At 72.7% G+C, this 16,168-nt stretch carries 14 protein-coding genes; 7 read left to right on the forward strand and 7 right to left on the reverse strand.

Annotated elements, in window-relative coordinates; genetic code table 11:
- Positions 1–50: 50 nt before the first annotated feature.
- Both EV376_RS12865 and EV376_RS12870 read left to right on the forward strand, forming a co-directional pair.
- Positions 51–1,232: an acetoin utilization protein AcuC gene (locus EV376_RS12865; protein WP_130323004.1), complete on the forward strand. Its 1,182-nt coding sequence runs from the start codon at positions 51–53 to the stop codon at positions 1,230–1,232.
- 24 nt (positions 1,233–1,256) lie between these two features.
- Positions 1,257–3,812 (forward strand): bifunctional GNAT family N-acetyltransferase/acetate--CoA ligase family protein, encoded by a 2,556-nt coding sequence (locus tag EV376_RS12870; protein WP_130323006.1) that lies wholly within the window; start codon positions 1,257–1,259, stop codon positions 3,810–3,812.
- 39 nt (positions 3,813–3,851) lie between these two features.
- Here EV376_RS12870 and EV376_RS12875 read toward each other — a convergent pair whose 3' ends face one another.
- The 4 genes from EV376_RS12875 to sigB form a co-directional block, all read right to left on the reverse strand.
- On the reverse strand, positions 3,852–4,259 hold the full coding sequence (locus EV376_RS12875; RefSeq protein ID WP_130323008.1) for a VOC family protein: 408 nt from the start codon (positions 4,257–4,259) through the stop codon (positions 3,852–3,854).
- Complete coding sequence (locus EV376_RS12880) at positions 4,256–4,753, reverse strand: SRPBCC family protein (protein ID WP_486482611.1); 498 nt, start codon at positions 4,751–4,753, stop codon at positions 4,256–4,258. Before EV376_RS12880 ends, EV376_RS12875 begins: the two co-directional genes overlap by 4 nt.
- Entirely contained in the window at positions 4,750–5,115 is a 366-nt protein-coding gene (locus tag EV376_RS12885; RefSeq protein ID WP_130323010.1) for a metalloregulator ArsR/SmtB family transcription factor, read from the reverse strand. Before EV376_RS12885 ends, EV376_RS12880 begins: the two co-directional genes overlap by 4 nt.
- Positions 5,116–5,230: 115 nt before the next feature.
- The gene (sigB, locus tag EV376_RS12890; RefSeq protein WP_486482891.1) at positions 5,231–6,247 is read right to left on the reverse strand and encodes an RNA polymerase sigma factor SigB; all 1,017 of its coding nucleotides are present in this window, start codon (positions 6,245–6,247) and stop codon (positions 5,231–5,233) included.
- A 249-nt stretch (positions 6,248–6,496) separates the two neighbouring features.
- On the opposite strand from sigB, the gene EV376_RS12895 reads away from it, so the two are divergent.
- Positions 6,497–7,285 (forward strand): sporulation protein, encoded by a 789-nt coding sequence (locus EV376_RS12895; RefSeq protein WP_130323012.1) that lies wholly within the window; start codon positions 6,497–6,499, stop codon positions 7,283–7,285.
- 41 nt (positions 7,286–7,326) lie between these two features.
- On the opposite strand, the gene EV376_RS12900 is transcribed toward EV376_RS12895, so the two are convergent.
- Positions 7,327–8,358, reverse strand: a complete 1,032-nt coding sequence (locus EV376_RS12900; RefSeq protein ID WP_486482892.1) for a LacI family DNA-binding transcriptional regulator — start codon at positions 8,356–8,358, stop codon at positions 7,327–7,329.
- Positions 8,359–8,523: 165 nt separating this feature from the next.
- On the opposite strand from EV376_RS12900, the gene EV376_RS12905 reads away from it, so the two are divergent.
- The 4 genes from EV376_RS12905 to EV376_RS12920 are packed head-to-tail and all read left to right on the forward strand — an operon-like array spanning position 8,524 to position 14,055.
- Entirely contained in the window at positions 8,524–9,834 is a 1,311-nt protein-coding gene (locus EV376_RS12905) for an extracellular solute-binding protein (protein ID WP_130323016.1), read from the forward strand.
- On the forward strand, positions 9,831–10,829 hold the full coding sequence (locus tag EV376_RS12910; protein ID WP_130323018.1) for a carbohydrate ABC transporter permease: 999 nt from the start codon (positions 9,831–9,833) through the stop codon (positions 10,827–10,829). Before EV376_RS12905 ends, EV376_RS12910 begins: the two co-directional genes overlap by 4 nt.
- Positions 10,826–11,692: a carbohydrate ABC transporter permease gene (locus EV376_RS12915; protein ID WP_130323020.1), complete on the forward strand. Its 867-nt coding sequence runs from the start codon at positions 10,826–10,828 to the stop codon at positions 11,690–11,692. The genes EV376_RS12910 and EV376_RS12915 overlap by 4 nt, the downstream gene beginning before the upstream one ends.
- Positions 11,693–11,730: 38 nt before the next feature.
- Complete coding sequence (locus EV376_RS12920) at positions 11,731–14,055, forward strand: beta-xylosidase/alpha-l-arabinosidase (protein WP_130323022.1); 2,325 nt, start codon at positions 11,731–11,733, stop codon at positions 14,053–14,055.
- A gap of 77 nt (positions 14,056–14,132) precedes the next feature.
- Here EV376_RS12920 and dtd read toward each other — a convergent pair whose 3' ends face one another.
- Both dtd and EV376_RS12930 read right to left on the reverse strand, forming a co-directional pair.
- A complete protein-coding gene (gene dtd, locus EV376_RS12925; RefSeq protein ID WP_130323024.1) occupies positions 14,133–14,555 on the reverse strand; it encodes a D-aminoacyl-tRNA deacylase in 423 nt (140 codons plus the stop codon).
- Positions 14,555–16,039, reverse strand: coding sequence for a DUF7782 domain-containing protein (locus EV376_RS12930; RefSeq protein WP_130323026.1), 1,485 nt, complete (start codon positions 16,037–16,039; stop codon positions 14,555–14,557). The genes dtd and EV376_RS12930 overlap by 1 nt, the downstream gene beginning before the upstream one ends.
- Between the last annotated feature and the right edge of the window lie 129 nt (positions 16,040–16,168).

Here is a 16,168-nt window from a genome sequence, read left to right on the forward strand (position 1 = left end):
GAGCAGTGCGTGCGACGGGTGGCCGGGGGCGCTCGTGCGACGATGGGCGCATGTCGGAAGACACGGTGGTGGTGTGGGACGAGTCGTTGCTCGCCTACGACCTCGGTGACCATCCGCTCGATCCGGTCCGGGTCGAGCTGACCGTCGCGCTCGCCCGGGAGCTGGGCGTGCTGGAGCGCCCGGGGGTGCGGCTGGTCAAGCCGGAGCCCGCCGACGACGACCTGCTGACCCGGGTGCACGACCCCCGCTACCTGGAGGCCGTCCGCGTCGCCCCGCAGGACCCGCTGTTCGCCGGGTTCGGGCTGGGCACCTCCGACAATCCGGTCTTTCCCGGGATGCACGAGTCCAGCGCCCTGATCGCCGGCGCCTCGGTGGCGGCGGCCGAGGCGGTGTGGCGGGGGGACGCGCGGCGGGCGGTCAACGTGGCGGGCGGGCTGCACCACGCCATGCCCGCCCGGGCCTCCGGCTTCTGTGTCTACAACGACCCGGCGGTGGCCATCGCCCGCCTTCTCGACCTGGGTGCGCGGCGCGTCGCGTACGTCGACGTGGACGTCCACCATGGCGACGGGGTGCAGCAGACCTTCTGGAACGACCCCCGGGTGCTCACCGTCAGCCTGCACGAGACGCCGCTCGCGCTGTTCCCGGGCACCGGGTTCCCCGACGAGACGGGTGGGCCGGAGGCGCAGGGCACGGCGGTCAACCTGCCGCTGCCACCGGGGGTCGGCGACGCCGGCTGGCAGCGCGCGTTCCACGCGGTCGTGCCGTCGGTGCTGCGCGCGTTCCAGCCGCAGATCCTGGTCACCCAGTGCGGCGCGGACGGGCACCGGCTCGACCCGCTCGCCGACCTGCACCTGTCCGTCGACGGGCAGCGCGCCACGTACATCGCCCTGCGGTCGCTCGCCGACGAGCTGTGTGGGGGCCGCTGGGTGGCCACCGGCGGCGGCGGATACGCGCTGGTCGAGGCCGTGCCCCGGGCGTGGACCCATCTGCTCGCGGTGGCCACCGGCGAGCCGCTCGACCCGGCCACGCTCACCCCGCCGGTCTGGCGGGAACTGGCCGCTTCCCGCTGCCCGGGCCGGGAGGTCCCGCTGCGGATGACCGACGACGTCGACCCGTCGTACGAGCCCTGGCAGCCGTCCGGTGAGCCGACCGCCGTGGACCGGGCGATCGCGGCCACCCGCAAGGCGGTCTTCCCGTTGCTCGGGCTGGATCCGCACGACCCGCGCGACTGAGGGCCGGCCGGGGGAGGACCTTCCGTGACCACAGTGGACCAGCCGGTGGACGTCCTGCTCAGCGACGGCACCACCGTGCAGTTGCGGCCGATCCGGCCGTCCGACGCACCGGGCATCGTCGCGATGCACGCGCGCTTCTCGGAGCGCACCCGGTACCTGCGCTACTTCTCGCCGTACCCCCGGATCCCCGAGCGGGACCTGCAGCGCTTCGTCAACGTCGACCACCGGGACCGGGAGGCGTTCGTCGTGCTGGCCGGCGACCAGATCGTCGCGGTCGGCCGGTACGAGCGGCTCGGCCCGGAGTCGCCGGAGGCCGAGGTGGCGTTCGTGGTCGAGGACGCCTACCAGGGCCGGGGCATCGGGTCGGTGCTGCTGGAGCATCTCGCCGACGCGGCCCGGCGGATCGGCATCATGACCTTCGTCGCCGAGGTGCTGCCCGCCAACGGCGCGATGCTGCGGGTCTTCGCCGACTTCGGCTACCAGGTGCAGCGCCAGTTCGCCGACGGCGTCGTGCACCTGAGCTTCCCGATCGCGCCGACCGAGGCGACCCTGGAGGTGCAGCGGGGCCGGGAGCACCGCACCGAGGCCCGGTCCGTGGCCCGGCTGCTCGCGCCGCGTGGGGTGGCCGTCTACGGGGCCAGCGCCACCGGGCAGGGCGTCGGGGCGGCCGTGCTCGGTCATCTGCGGGACTACGGGTTCACCGGCGCGGTGGTGCCGGTGCACCCGTCCGCGCGGACCGTCGCGGGGCTGCCCGCGTACCGGTCGGCGGCCGACGCGGGCCGGCCGGTGGACCTGGCGGTGGTGGCGGTGCCGCCGGAGGCGGCGGAGGCGGTGGTCGACGACGCGGCCGGCGCCGGGGCGCACGCCCTGGTGGTCATCAGCGCGGGCTTCGCCGAGGCGGGCGCCGAGGGGGCGGCCGCGCAGCGCCGGCTGGTCCGCGCGGCCCACGCCGCGGGCATGCGCGTGGTCGGCCCGAACTGCCTGGGGGTGGCGAACACCGCCGGCGAGGTACGCCTGAACGCCACGCTGGCCCCACGGCTGCCGGTGCCCGGCCGGGTCGGTCTGTTCAGTCAGTCCGGCGCGTTCGGGGTGGCGCTGCTCGCCGAGGCGGACCGGCGGGGGTTGGGCCTGTCCAGCTTCGTCTCGGCCGGCAACCGCGCCGACGTCTCCGGCAACGACCTGCTGCAGTACTGGCAGGACGACCCCGGCACCGACGTGATCCTGCTGTACCTGGAGACCTTCGGCAATCCGCGCAAGTTCGCCCGGCTGGCCCGGGGGATCGGGCGGGAGAAGCCGATCGTCGCGCTGGCGTCGCCGGCCCGCCCGCCCGGTCTCGGCGACTCCGCGGGGCCGGACGAGATGGCGGTGAGCGCGCTGTTCGCCCAGTCCGGAGTGATCCGGGTGGACACCGTCGCCGAGCTGCTCGACGTCGGTGTGCTGCTGGCCAACCAACCGCTGCCCGCCGGGGACCGGATCGCCGTGGTCGGGAACTCCTCCGCGCTGACCGGTCTCGCCGCCACCGCCTGCGTGGCGCAGGGGCTCGTCCTGGCCGACGGCTACCCGCGCGACGTCGGGCCGCGCGCCGGTGCCGCCGAGTTCGCCGCCGCGCTCGCCGCCGCGGCGGCCGACGAGGCTGTCGACGCGCTGGTTGCGGTGTTCGCGCCGCCGCTGCCGGGCCAGCTGCCCGACGCCGAGGCGGACTTCACCACGGCGCTGCCCGCGGCGCTCGCCGGTGGCAAGCCCACCGTGGCGACGTTCCTGGCCGGGCGCGCCCCCGCCGGGGTGCCCGCGTACCCGAGCGTGGAGGAGGCGGTGCGCGCGTTGGGCCGGGTGACCGCGTACGCGGGGTGGCTGCGCCGGCCGACGGGCACGCTGCCCGAGCTGTCCGGCGTCGATCCGGGGGCGGCGCAGGCGGCGCTGCGCCCGGAGTCGTTCGATCCGGCGGGGCTGCTGGCCGCGTACGGGATCGAGGTGGTCGATTCGGTGCCGGCGGCGTCCGCCGCGGCGACCGTCGAGGCGGCCGGGCTGCTGGGGTACCCGGTGGCGGTGAAGGCCGCCGCCCCGGGCCTGCGGCACCGGCTGGACCTCGGTGCTGTCCGGCTGGACCTGCCGGACGAGGCGGCCGTGCGGCGCGCGTACGCCGAGATGTCGGCGGAGTTCGGCCCGGACGTCCTGGTCCAGCCGATGGTCCCGCCCGGCGTGGCCTGCGTGGTGGAGCTGGTGGAGGACCCGGCGTTCGGGCCGGTGGTCGGCTTCGGCCTGGGCGGCGTGGCCACCGAGCTGCTCGGCGACCGGGCGTGGCGGGCGGTGCCCCTGACCGACCTCGACGCCGCCGAGCTGGTCGACGAGCCCCGCGCGGCCCCGCTGCTGCGCGGGCACCGCGGCGCCGCGCCGGTGGACCGGGCGGCCCTGGCCGAGCTGCTGCTGCGGGTGGGGCGGCTCGCCGACGAGCAGCCCCGGGTCCGCGCGTTGACGCTGAACCCGGTGCTGGCCCGTCCGGACGGCCTGTCGGTGCTGCACGCGACGGTCCGGATCGGCTCGGCCGTGGCCCGTCCCGACACCGGCCCCCGCCGCCTGTGACGGAGGGGCCCGTCTTGACGGGTCCCCTCCTGACGCCCGTCAGGCGCGGCTGCTGATCTGCTGGACGCCCCAGGAGTTGCCGTCGGGGTCGTCGAAGAACACAAAGCCGACGTTGTCCAGCGGGTCCGGCACCGACTGCGGGTTCTCGCCCAGCACCTGGATTTCGCTGACCTCGACGCCGCGCTCCGCCAGCTGCGCCCGGGCCTTGCGCAGATCCGGGACGACGAGCTGGAGCCCCTTGAGCGAGCCGGGCGGCATTGCCGGCACCGCGCCCTTGCCGATCACGATGGAGCAGCCGGAGCCCGGCGGGGTCAACTGCACGATGCGGACGTCGTCGCCGATCACGGTGTCGTGGTCGACGTTGAAGCCGAGTCGGTCGGCGTAGAACGCCTTGGCCCGGTCGATGTCGGAGACCGGGACGACCACCACTTCCAGGGTCCAGTTCATGGTTTCTCTCCTGTCGTCAGGGCGAGCAACTCGGCGAGGCGGTCGAAGCTCTCGCCGACGCCGCGCGCCATCGGGTAGCGCAGTACGCGGTCGCGGCCCTCGGCGGTCGCGTACCGCAGGGTGGTGGTGACGGTGGTGCGCCCGGCCAGCTCGGTGAACTCGTGGCGGACCAGGGTCTCGCCGGGGTACGACTGGTCGTCGAAGACCTCGGTGCAGACCAGCAGGTGCGGTGGCCGGATCTCGCGGTACACCCCGGCCTGCCCCATCCGCTCGCCGTCCGGGCCCTGCGACACGTACCGCCACCGACCGCCCACCCGCAGGTCCACCGCGCACTCGACCAGTCGCCAGCCCCGGGCGCCGTACCAGCGGCCCAGCAGCTCGGGGCGGGTGAACGCGGCGAACACCCGGTGGGCGGGCGCCTCGAACAGCCGGCTCAGCACGATCTCGCGGTCGCCCGGGGCGCGCACGACGAGCGGGTCGTCGGTGCCGCTCACCGGGGCCCACCGCCGGGCGGGCGGCCCGTGGTCTCGTCCTCGTCGGCGCGCAACTCGTCGAGCAGGGCGTCGAGGCGTTGGTAGCTCTCCGCCCAGTAGTCGCGGTAGTCGGCGAGCCAGGCGGTGGCCTCCCGCAGTGGCCGGGCCTCCAGGCGGCAGGGGCGCCGCTGCCCGTCCCGCCCCCGGCTGACCAGGCCGGCCCGTTCGAGGACACGCAGGTGCTTGGACACGGCGGGCTGGCTCATCGCGAACGGCGCGGCCAGTTCGGTGACGGTCGCCTCGCCGGCCGCCAGCCGGGCGAGGATCGCCCGCCGGGTCGGGTCCGCCAGCGCCGCGAACGTCGCGTCCAGGTCCGCCGCCATTCATAACCTCCCGGTTCAATAACCAAAAGGTTTCTATCCCGTACCCGCGGCGGAGTCAAGCACCACCACGACGACGGCCCCGGCGAACCGCCGGGGCCGTCGTCGGGCCTCGCCCTCAGCAGGCGTACGCCGCCAGGCGCTGCGCCCGCTCCGGGGCCCGCAGCTTCAGCAGCGTCACCTTCTCGATCTGGCGGATCCGCTCGCGGGAGAGGCCGAACTCGCGCCCGACCTCGTCCAGCGTGCGCTGCCGGCCGTCGTCCAGCCCGAACCGGAGCCGGATCACCGCCTGCTCGCGCTGCGACAGGGTGGCGAGCACGATGCTCACCTCCTGCCGGAGCTCACCCTGGGCGGCGGCATCGTCCGGGCCGGCCGCCGGGTCCACCGCGGCGACGAAGTCGCCGAGCGCGCTCTCGCCGTCCTCGCCGACCGCCTGGTCCAGGCTGACCGGCTCGCGGTCGTACGAGATCAGCTCGATCACCTGGAACTCCGGGACGTCCAGCGCCCGGGCCACCTCGGCGACCGTCGGCTCCCGGCCGAGCGAGATCGACAGCTCCCGCCGGGCCCGCACCATGCGGTTGACCTGCTCGACCATGTGCACCGGGATGCGGATGGTGCGGGCCTGGTCGGCCATGGCGCGGGTGATGGCCTGGCGGATCCACCAGGTGGCGTAGGTGGAGAACTTGTAGCCCTTGGCGTAGTCGAACTTCTCGACGGCGCGGATCAGGCCGAGGTTGCCCTCCTGGATCAGGTCGAGGAAGGCCATCCCGCGGCCCGTGTACCGCTTGGCGATGCTCACGACGAGGCGCAGGTTCGCCTCGAGCAGGTGGTCCTTGGCGGCGCGCCCCTCGGCGGCGACGAGCTCCAGGTCGGACCGCAGCTCGGCGGAGACCGGCGTGCAGGTGGCCAGCTTCTCCTCGGCGAAGAGGCCGGCCTCGATCCGACGCGCCAGCTCGACCTCCTGGGCGGCGGTCAGCAGTTTCGTCCTGCCGATGCCGTTGAGGTACGCCCGGACCAGGTCCGTGGAGACACCGCGCTCGTCGGTGGCGTCCAGGTCGGTCAGGGCGTCGGTGCCGTGGTCGGTATCAATCGTGGCGGCCGGGCGCATCCGGTGCTCCATCATCTGCAGGGCCATCATTCGTCTCTCCCCGTGTCCACGTCTGTGCCGCGAGATCCGGCCCAGTGGTGCCGGTTGACAAACAGCTTGGCGGGCGCGGCGTAAAACGGGAGTGAGGCGATCGGGGACCCGACAGGAATCCCGGTGGGCGTGTCGCCGTAGCGGGGCCCTTGCCGCCGGCGGTTACCGTGCCAGCGGTCGGCCGGTGGCGGCTGGCGACCGCCGGCGACCGCCGGCGGACCCCCGGCACAGGTGATGGAGGGCGTCGTGGTCTTCAAGCGGCTCATGCAGGCGATGGGGGTCGGTGGCCCGTCGGTGGAAACCGTCCTGGCGAACCCGAACTGCCGCCCCGGCGGTCAGCTCGAGGGGACCGTCCACGTCGCGGGCGGCGACCACGCGGTCGACGTGTCGTACGTGGCGTTGGGCCTGGTCACCCGGGTCGAGGTGGAGAGCGGCGACAACGACTACCAGACCACCCAGGAGTTCCACCGCCAGCAGGCCACCGGCGCCTTCCGGCTGGAGCCCGGGCAGCGGTACGACGTCCCGTTCCGCTTCGACGTGCCCTGGGAGACCCCGCTCACCGAGCTGTACGGGCAGCACCTGCACGGCATGACGATGGGTCTGCGTACCGAGCTCGAGGTGGCCCGCGCGGTCGACAAGGGCGACCTGGACGCGGTGGCCGTGCACCCGCTGCCGGCGCAGGAACGGATCCTGGCGGCGTTCCTGCGGCTGGGCTTCCGGTTCGCCCGCGCCGACGTCGAGCGCGGCCACATCTACGGCGTGCACCAGACGCTGCCGTTCTACCAGGAGATCGAGTTCTACCCGGCGCCGCAGTACGCCCGCGCGATCAACCAGCTGGAGGTCACCTTCGTGACCGACCCGCACCAGATCCAGGTCGTGCTGGAGCTCGACAAGCGGGGTGGCCTCTTCACCGAGGGGCGGGACGCGTTCGGCCGGTTCGCCGTGGACCACGCCACCGCCGACCGCACCGACTGGACCGCCCAGCTCGACGCCTGGCTGCGCCAGTCGCTCCAGCGCCGGGGCCTGTTCTCCTGACCGTTGGAGACCGGGGCCGACCCGATCGCCGTGCCGCGAGTTCAGCCCCCCGTCGTCGCGCGGTCGGACGACGCCGGGCGCGGCCGTGGCGGAGGGACGTAGGGTCGGCAGGACGCCCGGATGACCAGCTCGGTGGGCAGCCGGATGTGCGTGTCGCGTTCGACGCCGCCGATCAGGTCGACGAGCAGGCGCAGCGCCTCGGCACCCATGCGCTGCAGCGGCTGCATGACCGTCGTCAGCGGCGGGTCGACCAGCGCTGACTCCGGGATGTTGTCGAAGCCGATCACGGACAGGTCGTCGGGCACCGCGAGGCCCATGCCGCGGGCGACGTCCATCGTGGAGATCGCGGACAGGTCGTTGCCCGCGAAGATCGCGGTCGGCCGGTCGGGGAGCGCGAGCAGCTCCGCGGCCGTGCCGGCGGCGCTCTCGGTCCGGAACCCGCCGACGCCCACGAGCTTCTCGTCCACCGTCACGCCGGCGTCGGCCATGGCCTTGCGGAAGCCGGCCTCGCGCAGGCGGGCGGACTCGAGGTCGGGGCGTCCGCTGATGTGCGCGATGCGGCGGTGACCGAGCGACAGCAGGTAGTTGGTCGCGAGTACGGCCCCGGTGAAGTTGTCGGAGTCGACGGTGGGCAGGCCCGACGGGCCGGTGTGCGGGTCGACGGCCACCACGTGGAAGCCCGGCTTGGTCTCGACCACGGTCGGGGTGACGATCACGGCTCCGTCGATGAGCGTCCCGGAGAGGCGGGCGAGGGACCGCCGTTCCCAACCCACGGCCGCGCCGGCGCCGTCCCCGCTGGAGTAGGCCAGCAACTGGTAGCCGGTGCCGGTCACCTCCGAGGACGCGCCCTTGAGCAGTTCGGTGGAGAAGGGCTCGAACTCGGCGACCAGGATGCCCAACACGTTCGTGCGGTGGCTGCGCAGGCTCTGCGCACCGAGGCTGGCCTCGTAGCCGAGCTGGTGGATGACCTGCTGGACGCGCTCCACGGTCGCCTGCGCCACACCGTAACGGCCGTTCACGACCTTGGACACGGTTGCGACGGAGACGCCGGCCGCGCGGGCCACGTCCGACATGTTGACACGCTGCGGAAACGCCACGCCGATGATGATAGAGCGCTCAACGAGGCCCGCCGACGGTGAGTCGAAAACGTTATCGACAACGATTGACTCTGAGTTACACGGCTGTAAAACTCGCCCGCAGGCCGAGCACCGCGACTGACTAGTCGAGGAGATACCCCCATGGCGATAAAGCGCCGCGCCAGCACCGTCCTAGCCCTGTCGATCACCACCGCGCTGCTCGCCGCCGGATGTGGCGGCGGTGGTGAGTCCGACGCTCCCCCCGAGAGCGAGCTGTTCAAGAACCCGGTGACCCTGACCTGGTGGCACAACGCGCCCCAGGACGGTCCCGGCAAGGTCTTCTGGGAGAAGGTCGCCAACGACTTCTCCGCACTGCACCCGACGGTCAAGATCGAGATCGAGGCGATCGAGACCAACCAGCTTCAGCGGACCCGGATCCCCGCCGCGCTGCTCAGCAACGACCCGCCGGACATCTTCATGTCGTGGGGCGGCGGCGAGGTGCGCGAGCAGGTGGAGGCCGACTACCTCAAGGACATCACCGACCAGGTCAAGACCGAGGTTGCCAACATCGGCAGCGCGGCCGAGATCTGGGCGGTGGACGGCAAGCAGTACGGCCTGCCGTTCCGGATGGGCATCGAGGGCATCTGGTACAACAAGGAGATGTTCGCGAAGGCGGGCATCACGGCGCCGCCGACCACGTTCGAGGAGCTCAACGAGGCGGTCACGAAGCTCAAGGCGATCAACGTCATCCCGATCGCCCTGGGCGCCGGTGACAAGTGGCCGGCCGCCCACTGGTGGTACAACTTCGCGCTGCGCGCCTGCTCGGTCGACACCCTGAAGAAGGCGACCACCGACAAGGTCTTCGACGACCCGTGCTTCGTGAAGGCCGGCCAGGACCTGAAGGCGTTCATCGACACCAAGCCGTTCCAGAACAACTTCATCGCCACCCCGGGCCAGAACGACCCGACCAGCGCGAACGGCCTGCTCGCCAACGGCAAGGCCGCGATGGAGCTGATGGGCGACTGGAACCGGGGCACGCTCGACAACGTCGCCACGGACAAGGCCAAGCTCGCCGAGGTCCTCGGCTGGTTCCCGGTGCCGGCGATCGCCGGTTCGGCCGGTGACCCGAAGGCCGCTCTCGGCGGCGGCGACGGGTTCGCCTGCGCCAAGAACGCCCCGCCCGAGTGCGTCGAGTTCCTCAAGTACATCGTGAGCCCCGAGGTGCAGAAGGGCTACGCCGCCATCGGCCAGGGCCTGCCCGTGGCCAAGGGCGCGGAGGATGGCGTGACCGATCCCGCTCTGAAGTCCATCCTGCAGGCCACGTCCGAGGCGAGCTACGTGCAGCTCTGGCTGGACACGGCCTTCGGCAGCACCGTCGGCACCGCGATGAACGACGCGATCGTCGCCATCTTCGCGGGTAACGGGACGCCTGAGAAGGTCGTCTCGGCCATGAAGGCCGCCGCGAGCAAGTGACGTACACCGACCAGACCCGGTTCCCCGCCGGCGGCGTCTCGGCGCCGCCGGCGGGCCGCCGGCCTGCCGGGCGCCCCTCCTCCCGCCGGGCCGAGACCCGCCGCAAGTGGTACGAGATCATCGGGCTCACCACGCCGGCACTCGTCATCTACGCGATGTTCGTGCTGGTGCCGATGGGCTTCGCGGTCTACTACAGCCTGTTCCGGTGGCGGGGCGTCGGGCCCCCCACCGACTTCGTCGGTTTCCGGAACTACACGCTCGCCTTCCAGGATCCGATCTTCCTCGACGCGCTGCGCAACAACGTCATCATCGTCGTGGGGTCGCTGCTGGTCCAGGGCCCGATCGCCCTGGGCATCGCCCTCCTGCTCAACCGCCACTTCCGCGGGCGCGCCGTGTTCCGCCTGCTGGTGTTCGTACCCTACGTGCTCGCCGAGGTCACCGTCGGCATCATGTGGAAGCTGCTGCTGACCGAGAACGGCACGGTCGACGCGGTGATGCGGTCCGTGGGCCTGGGCGGTCTGGTGCAGGCCTGGCTCGCCGATACGGACGTCGTCATCTGGACGCTGCTGTTCGTGCTCACCTGGAAGTACGTCGGCTTCGCCATCATCCTCCTGCTCGCCGGCCTCTCGAACGTGCCGCACGAGCTGACCGAGGCGGCGGCGATCGACGGCGCGAGCTGGTGGCAGGTCCAGCGCCACGTCACGCTCCCGCTGCTCGGCCCGACGATCCGGATCTGGATGTTCCTGTCGATGATCGGTTCGCTGCAGGTCTTCGACGTGATCTGGGTGACCTCGGTTCCCGCGGTGCGGTCGCTCGGCGCGTCGGCCACCATGGCGACGTACATGGTGGACAACGGCTTCTTCGCCCGGCTGTGGGGCTACGGCAACGCGGTGGCCGTGATCCTGTTCGTGATCTCGTTCGTCGCGGCGCTGCTGTTCCAGCGCTTCCTGCTCCGTCGGGACATCGAGGGCGCCATCACCGGAAGGGCGAAGTGACTGTGGCCTCCAACCTCGTTCCTGCCCCGTCCGCCGCCCGCCGGCCGGTGTCGTGGGGCAACCCGCTCACGTACGCGCTGGCGCTCGCGGTCGCGGCCGTGTCGATCGTCCCGATCCTCTACGTGATCGTCGGCGGCTTCCGCACCACCCCGCAGATCGTCGCCGACCCGGCCGGCCTGCCCGACCCATGGGTCTTCGACAACTACGCCCGGGTGCTGACGCAGAGCAACTTCTGGCAGCAGGCGTTCAACAGCGGGGTGATCGCCCTCGGCACCACGCTCGGCGTCGTGATGCTCGGCCTGGCCGCCGCGTTCGTGCTCGCGCGGTACACCTTCCGCGGGCGGGAGGCGCTCTACACCTTCTTCACCCTCGGCCTGCTCTTCCCGGCCGGGGCCGCGATCCTGCCGCTCTACCTCATGCTCCGGGACCTGGGCCTGGTCAACTCCTACTACGCGGTGATCCTCCCGCAGGTCGCCTTCCAGCTGCCGCTGACGATCGTGATCCTGCGGCCCTTCCTGTCCGCCATCCCCCGCGAGCTGGAGGACGCCGCGGCGATCGACGGCGCGGGTCGGCTCGGCTTCCTCTGGCGGATCGCGCTGCCGCTGTCGCGGCCCGCGCTCGTCACCGTCGGTGTCCTCGCGTTCGTGGCCAGCTGGAACGCGTTCCTGCTGCCGCTCCTCGTCCTCGGCGATGTCAGCCTGCACACCCTGCCGCTGGGCGTGCAGAACTTCTCGAGCCAGTTCTCCACCGACACCGCCGGTGTCCTCGCCTTCACCTCGCTGGCGATGCTGCCGGCCCTGGCCTTCTTCACGCTCGCCGAGAAGCAGATCGTCGGTGGCCTGCAGGGTGCGGTCAAGGGCTGAGCGACTGCGGTACCAGCACATCAATGGAAAGGCACAACATGACAGAGGTCCACGCGGTAGTGGACGGGCCGGTACCGGCTCAGACAGGTCCGAACCACCACCGGCCGGACGGGCAGGCCGGCGAGGCACGCGTCCGTGAGCTGCTCGGCCGGATGACGATCGAGGAGAAGGTCGCGCAGCTCGTCGGGTTCTGGGAGAAGGAGGACGGTGAGGCGGTCGCGCCGCTGCAGGGCGAGTTCGGCGACGTCACCACGCTCGAGGACTTCGCCCGGCACGGGCTCGGCCACCTCACCCGCGCCTACGGCACCCGCCCGGTGGACGCCGCGGCCCGCGCGGCGTGGCTGTGGAAGTTCCAGCGGGACCTGGTGACGGGTACCCGGCTCGGCATCCCGGCGCTCGTCCACGAGGAGTGCCTCACCGGGCTCTCGGCGTGGAAGGCGGCCACCTTCCCGACCCCGCTGGCCTGGGGTGCCGCGTTCGATCTCGAACTCGTCACCGAGATGGCCGCGGCGATCGGGGCCTCGATGCGGGCGCTCGGCGTCCACCAGGGTCTCGCCCCGGTGCTCGACGTGATCCGCGACCCCCGCTGGGGCCGGGTCGACGAGTGCATCTCCGAGGACCCTTACCTGGTCGGAACGCTCGGCACGGCGTACGTGCGCGGCCTCCAGTCGCAGGGTGTGCACGCCACCCTGAAGCACTTCGTCGGCTACTCCGCCTCGCGCGCCGGGCGCAACTTCGCCCCGGTGCACGCCGGTCCGCGGGAACTCGCCGACGTCCTGTTCCCCCCGTTCGAGATGGCGATCCTCGACGGCGACGCGCGTTCCATCATGCACTCGTACAACGAGATCGACGGCGTTCCCGTCGCCGCCGATCCGGCGATGCTCACCGGCGTGCTCCGGGAGCGGTGGGGCTTCGACGGCACGGTGGTGGCCGACTACTACGGCGTCGCCTTCCTGAACCTGCTGCACCACGTCGCGGGCGACCACGCGGAGGCGGCCGCGCAGGCGCTGGCCGCGGGTGTCGACGTCGAGCTCCCGACGGGCGACGCCTACCTCACCCTGCGGGAGACGGTGCGGGCCGGCAAGGTCGACGAGGCGCTCGTCGACCGGGCGGTGCTGCGGGTCCTGCGCCAGAAGCTGGAACTCGGGCTGCTCGACGCGACGTTCACCGACGAACCGCCCCGGGAGGTCGACCTCGACTCGCCCGAGCACCGGTCGATCGCCCGCCGCCTCGCGGAGGAGTCGATCGTCCTGGTCGCCAACCGGGACGTCCTGCCGGTGCCCGCGGGCCGACGGGTGGCGGTCATCGGTCCGAACGCGGACCGGCAGGGCGCGCTCTTCGGGTGCTACTCGTTCCTGAACCACGTGCTCGTCCAGCATCCCGACGTGGAGACCGGGATCGAGGTGCCGACGGTCCTCGACGGGCTGCGTGCCGAGTTCGGTGCGGATCTCGTGACCTGGGCGCCGGGCTGCGACGTGGACAGCGACGACCGGTCCGGTTTCGATGAGGCCGTCGACACGGCGTCCGCCGCGGACGTCGCCGTCCTGGTCGTCGGCGACCACGCCGGTCTCTTCGGGCGTGGCACGGTCGGTGAGGGCTGCGACCGGGACAACCTGGAGCTGCCCGGGGTCCAGCGCGAGCTCGTCGAGGCGGTGCTGGCGACGGGCACGCCGGTCGTCCTCGTGCTGGTCACCGGCCGCCCGTACGCGGTCGACTGGGCCCTGGCGCGGTGCGCGGCGGTGGTGCAGGCGTTCTTCCCCGGCGAGGAGGGCGCCGGCGCGATCGCCGGCGTGCTCTCCGGGCGGGTCAACCCGTCCGGCCGGCTGCCGGTCAGCATGCCCGCCTCGGCGGGGGCGCAGCCGTACTCGTACCTGCACCCCACGCTCGGCGAGGGGAACGAGGTGACCAACCTGTCGGCGACGCCTGCGGCGCCGTTCGGCCACGGCCTGTCCTACACGACCTTCGAGTACGCCGGCCTGACCGTGCCCGCCACGGTGCCGACCGACGGGGCGCTGCAGGTGACCGTGTCCGTGACGAACACCGGCGCGGTCGCCGGCGCCGAGGTGGTCCAGCTCTACGGCCGTGACCTGGTGGCCTCGGTGACCCGTCCGGTGGCGCAGCTCCTCGGGTACCGGCGGGTGCACCTGGAGCCGGGCCAGTCGGTCACGGTCGAGCTGACGGTGCCGACCACCCGCCTGGCCTTCTCCGACCGCACGCTCACCCGGGTCGTGGAGCCCGGTGACGTCGAGCTCTGGGTCGGTACGAGTGCGCGTCGGGACGCCCAGGCGCGGACCACGTTGGTCGGTGACACCGTTCCGGTCACCAGCGCGTCCGCCCGCTGGACGACCTCCAGACTCAGCTGACCTCCAGCGGCACGATCATGAGGTTGGCGGCGCCGGTGGAGATCCGGATCGCCGTCAACCTCATGATCAGCGGGGGCTCACAGGTCGAGCAGGATGGTCCGGGGGCCGACGTTGACGCTCTCCACCAGCATGTGCGCCCGGAACCGGCCGGTCTCGACCTTGGCGCCGCGCGCCCGCAGCTCCTCGACGACCGCCGTCACCAGCGGTTCCGCGACGGCGGCGGGGGCCGCCGCCGTCCAGCTGGGACGGCGGCCCTTGCGGGCGTCGCCGTAGAGCGTGAACTGGCTGACCACCAGGATCGGCGCGCCGGTGTCGGCGGCCGACCGCTCGTCGTCGAGGATCCGCAGCTCGTGCACCTTGCGGGCCATCGTCCGGGCGGTCTCGACGGTGTCGGTGTGGGTCACGCCGAGCAGCACCAGCAGGCCCTCGTCGATCGCGCCGACCACCGCGTCGTCAACGGTCACGCTGGCCCGGCCGACCGTCTGCACCACCGCCCGCATCAGTCCACCACCGGCTCGATGAAGCCGCGCTCGACCAGGTGCGCCACGATCGGGACGGCCGCCTCCGCCAGCTCGTCCGGTGTCACGTCGTGCGCGGCGGCCAGCAGGGCGAGCTGGTCGCCCAGCGGCAGTCGCCCGTCCGCCCCGCCGACCAGGGCCAGCACCAGGGGATCGATCTCCTCGGTCCAGCGCAGGCCGTGCGGGATGGCCAGCACCTGGCGGTCGACGGCCCAGCCCTCGTCGCCCATGGTGGCCTCCTGCCGCAGCTGGAGGCCGTCGGCGGCCCGGTAACGCGCCGCGAGCAGCCCATCGGCTCCGCGTACCCGGAGCCAGTCCTGGCGGTCGAACCAGGCGGCCACCCGGTCGCCGAGCGGCGCCTCGACGCGCTGGCGCAGGTCCTCCACCCGCACGATCGGGTCGTCGTGGCCACCGCGGCGCAGGGAGACGATGCCGAAGCCGATCGCCTCGACCTTGTGCGCGTCGAACCAGTCCAGCCACTCGGCCATCCGCCGGGGGTCGGCGGCCTCCCCGACATCGGTGAGCCACAGGTTCACGTACGCCATGGGGTCGGCCACCTCCCGCTGGATCACCCAGGCGTCCAGGCCGGTGCCGGCGAACCACCCGGTGACCCGCTCACCCCAGTCCTCGCCGGCGACGTGCACCCAGTTCGCCAGGTACTGCATGGTGCCACCGTCGGTGAGCAGGCCCGGCGCGGCGGCGGCCAGCTCGGCGCCGATGGCGTCGCCGACCCGGCCCGAGTCGCGGTAGACGTGCGTGGTGGTGCCCGGGCCCACGACGAACGGCGGGTTGCTGACCACCAGGTCGAAGCGGCGGCCGGCGACCGGCGCGACCATGTCGCCGCGGAGCAGCTCCCAGTCCTGGCCGTTGAGCGCGGCGGTGGTGGCGGCGAAGCGCAGTGCCCGCTCGGAGACGTCGGTGGCGGTGACCCGCCGCGCATGCGTGGACAGGTGCAGGGCCTGGACGCCGGAGCCGGTGCCCAGGTCCAGCGCGGTCTCCACCGGCCGGCGGACGGTCGCGCCGATCAGCGTCTGGGTCGCACCACCGATGCCGAGGACGTGCTCGGCGTGCAGGGGCCGGCCGGGTCGGGCGCTGGCCGGCACGTCGGCGAGCACCCACCAGTCGTCCCCGTACGGTTCCAGGTCCAGGCCCATCCGCAGCCCGTCGCCGTGCCGCTCGACCAGGCCGCCGGCGAGCGCCTCCTCGATCGGCAGGGGCGCCAGCGCGGCGGCTACGGCGGCCGCCGGCTCGGTCTGCTCGCAGATGAAGACCCGGATCAGCGTGGCGAGCGGATCGCGGTCCTCGGTGGCGCGCAGCGCGGCGCGGAAGTCGTTGCGGGCGACCCCGCCGGTGGCGTGCGCGCCCAGCCGGGCGGCGATGCCGTTCGACGTGAAGTTCGCCCTGGTGAGCGCGGTCCGCAGGGCCGACACCCCGGCCGGGGAGAGCAGCATGTCGTGTTCGTCCACATCGCCATCCTGCCTCCTGCCGGCGGCCGGGAGGCGACCACCCGTGACATCCGATAGCAATCGATCGACATCTCTGTCATATTTGTCGATGACCCGCTAGCATCTCATCGAGATATATCGATGATGCGG

The sequence above is a fragment of the Micromonospora sp. CNZ295 genome (assembly GCF_004217535.1).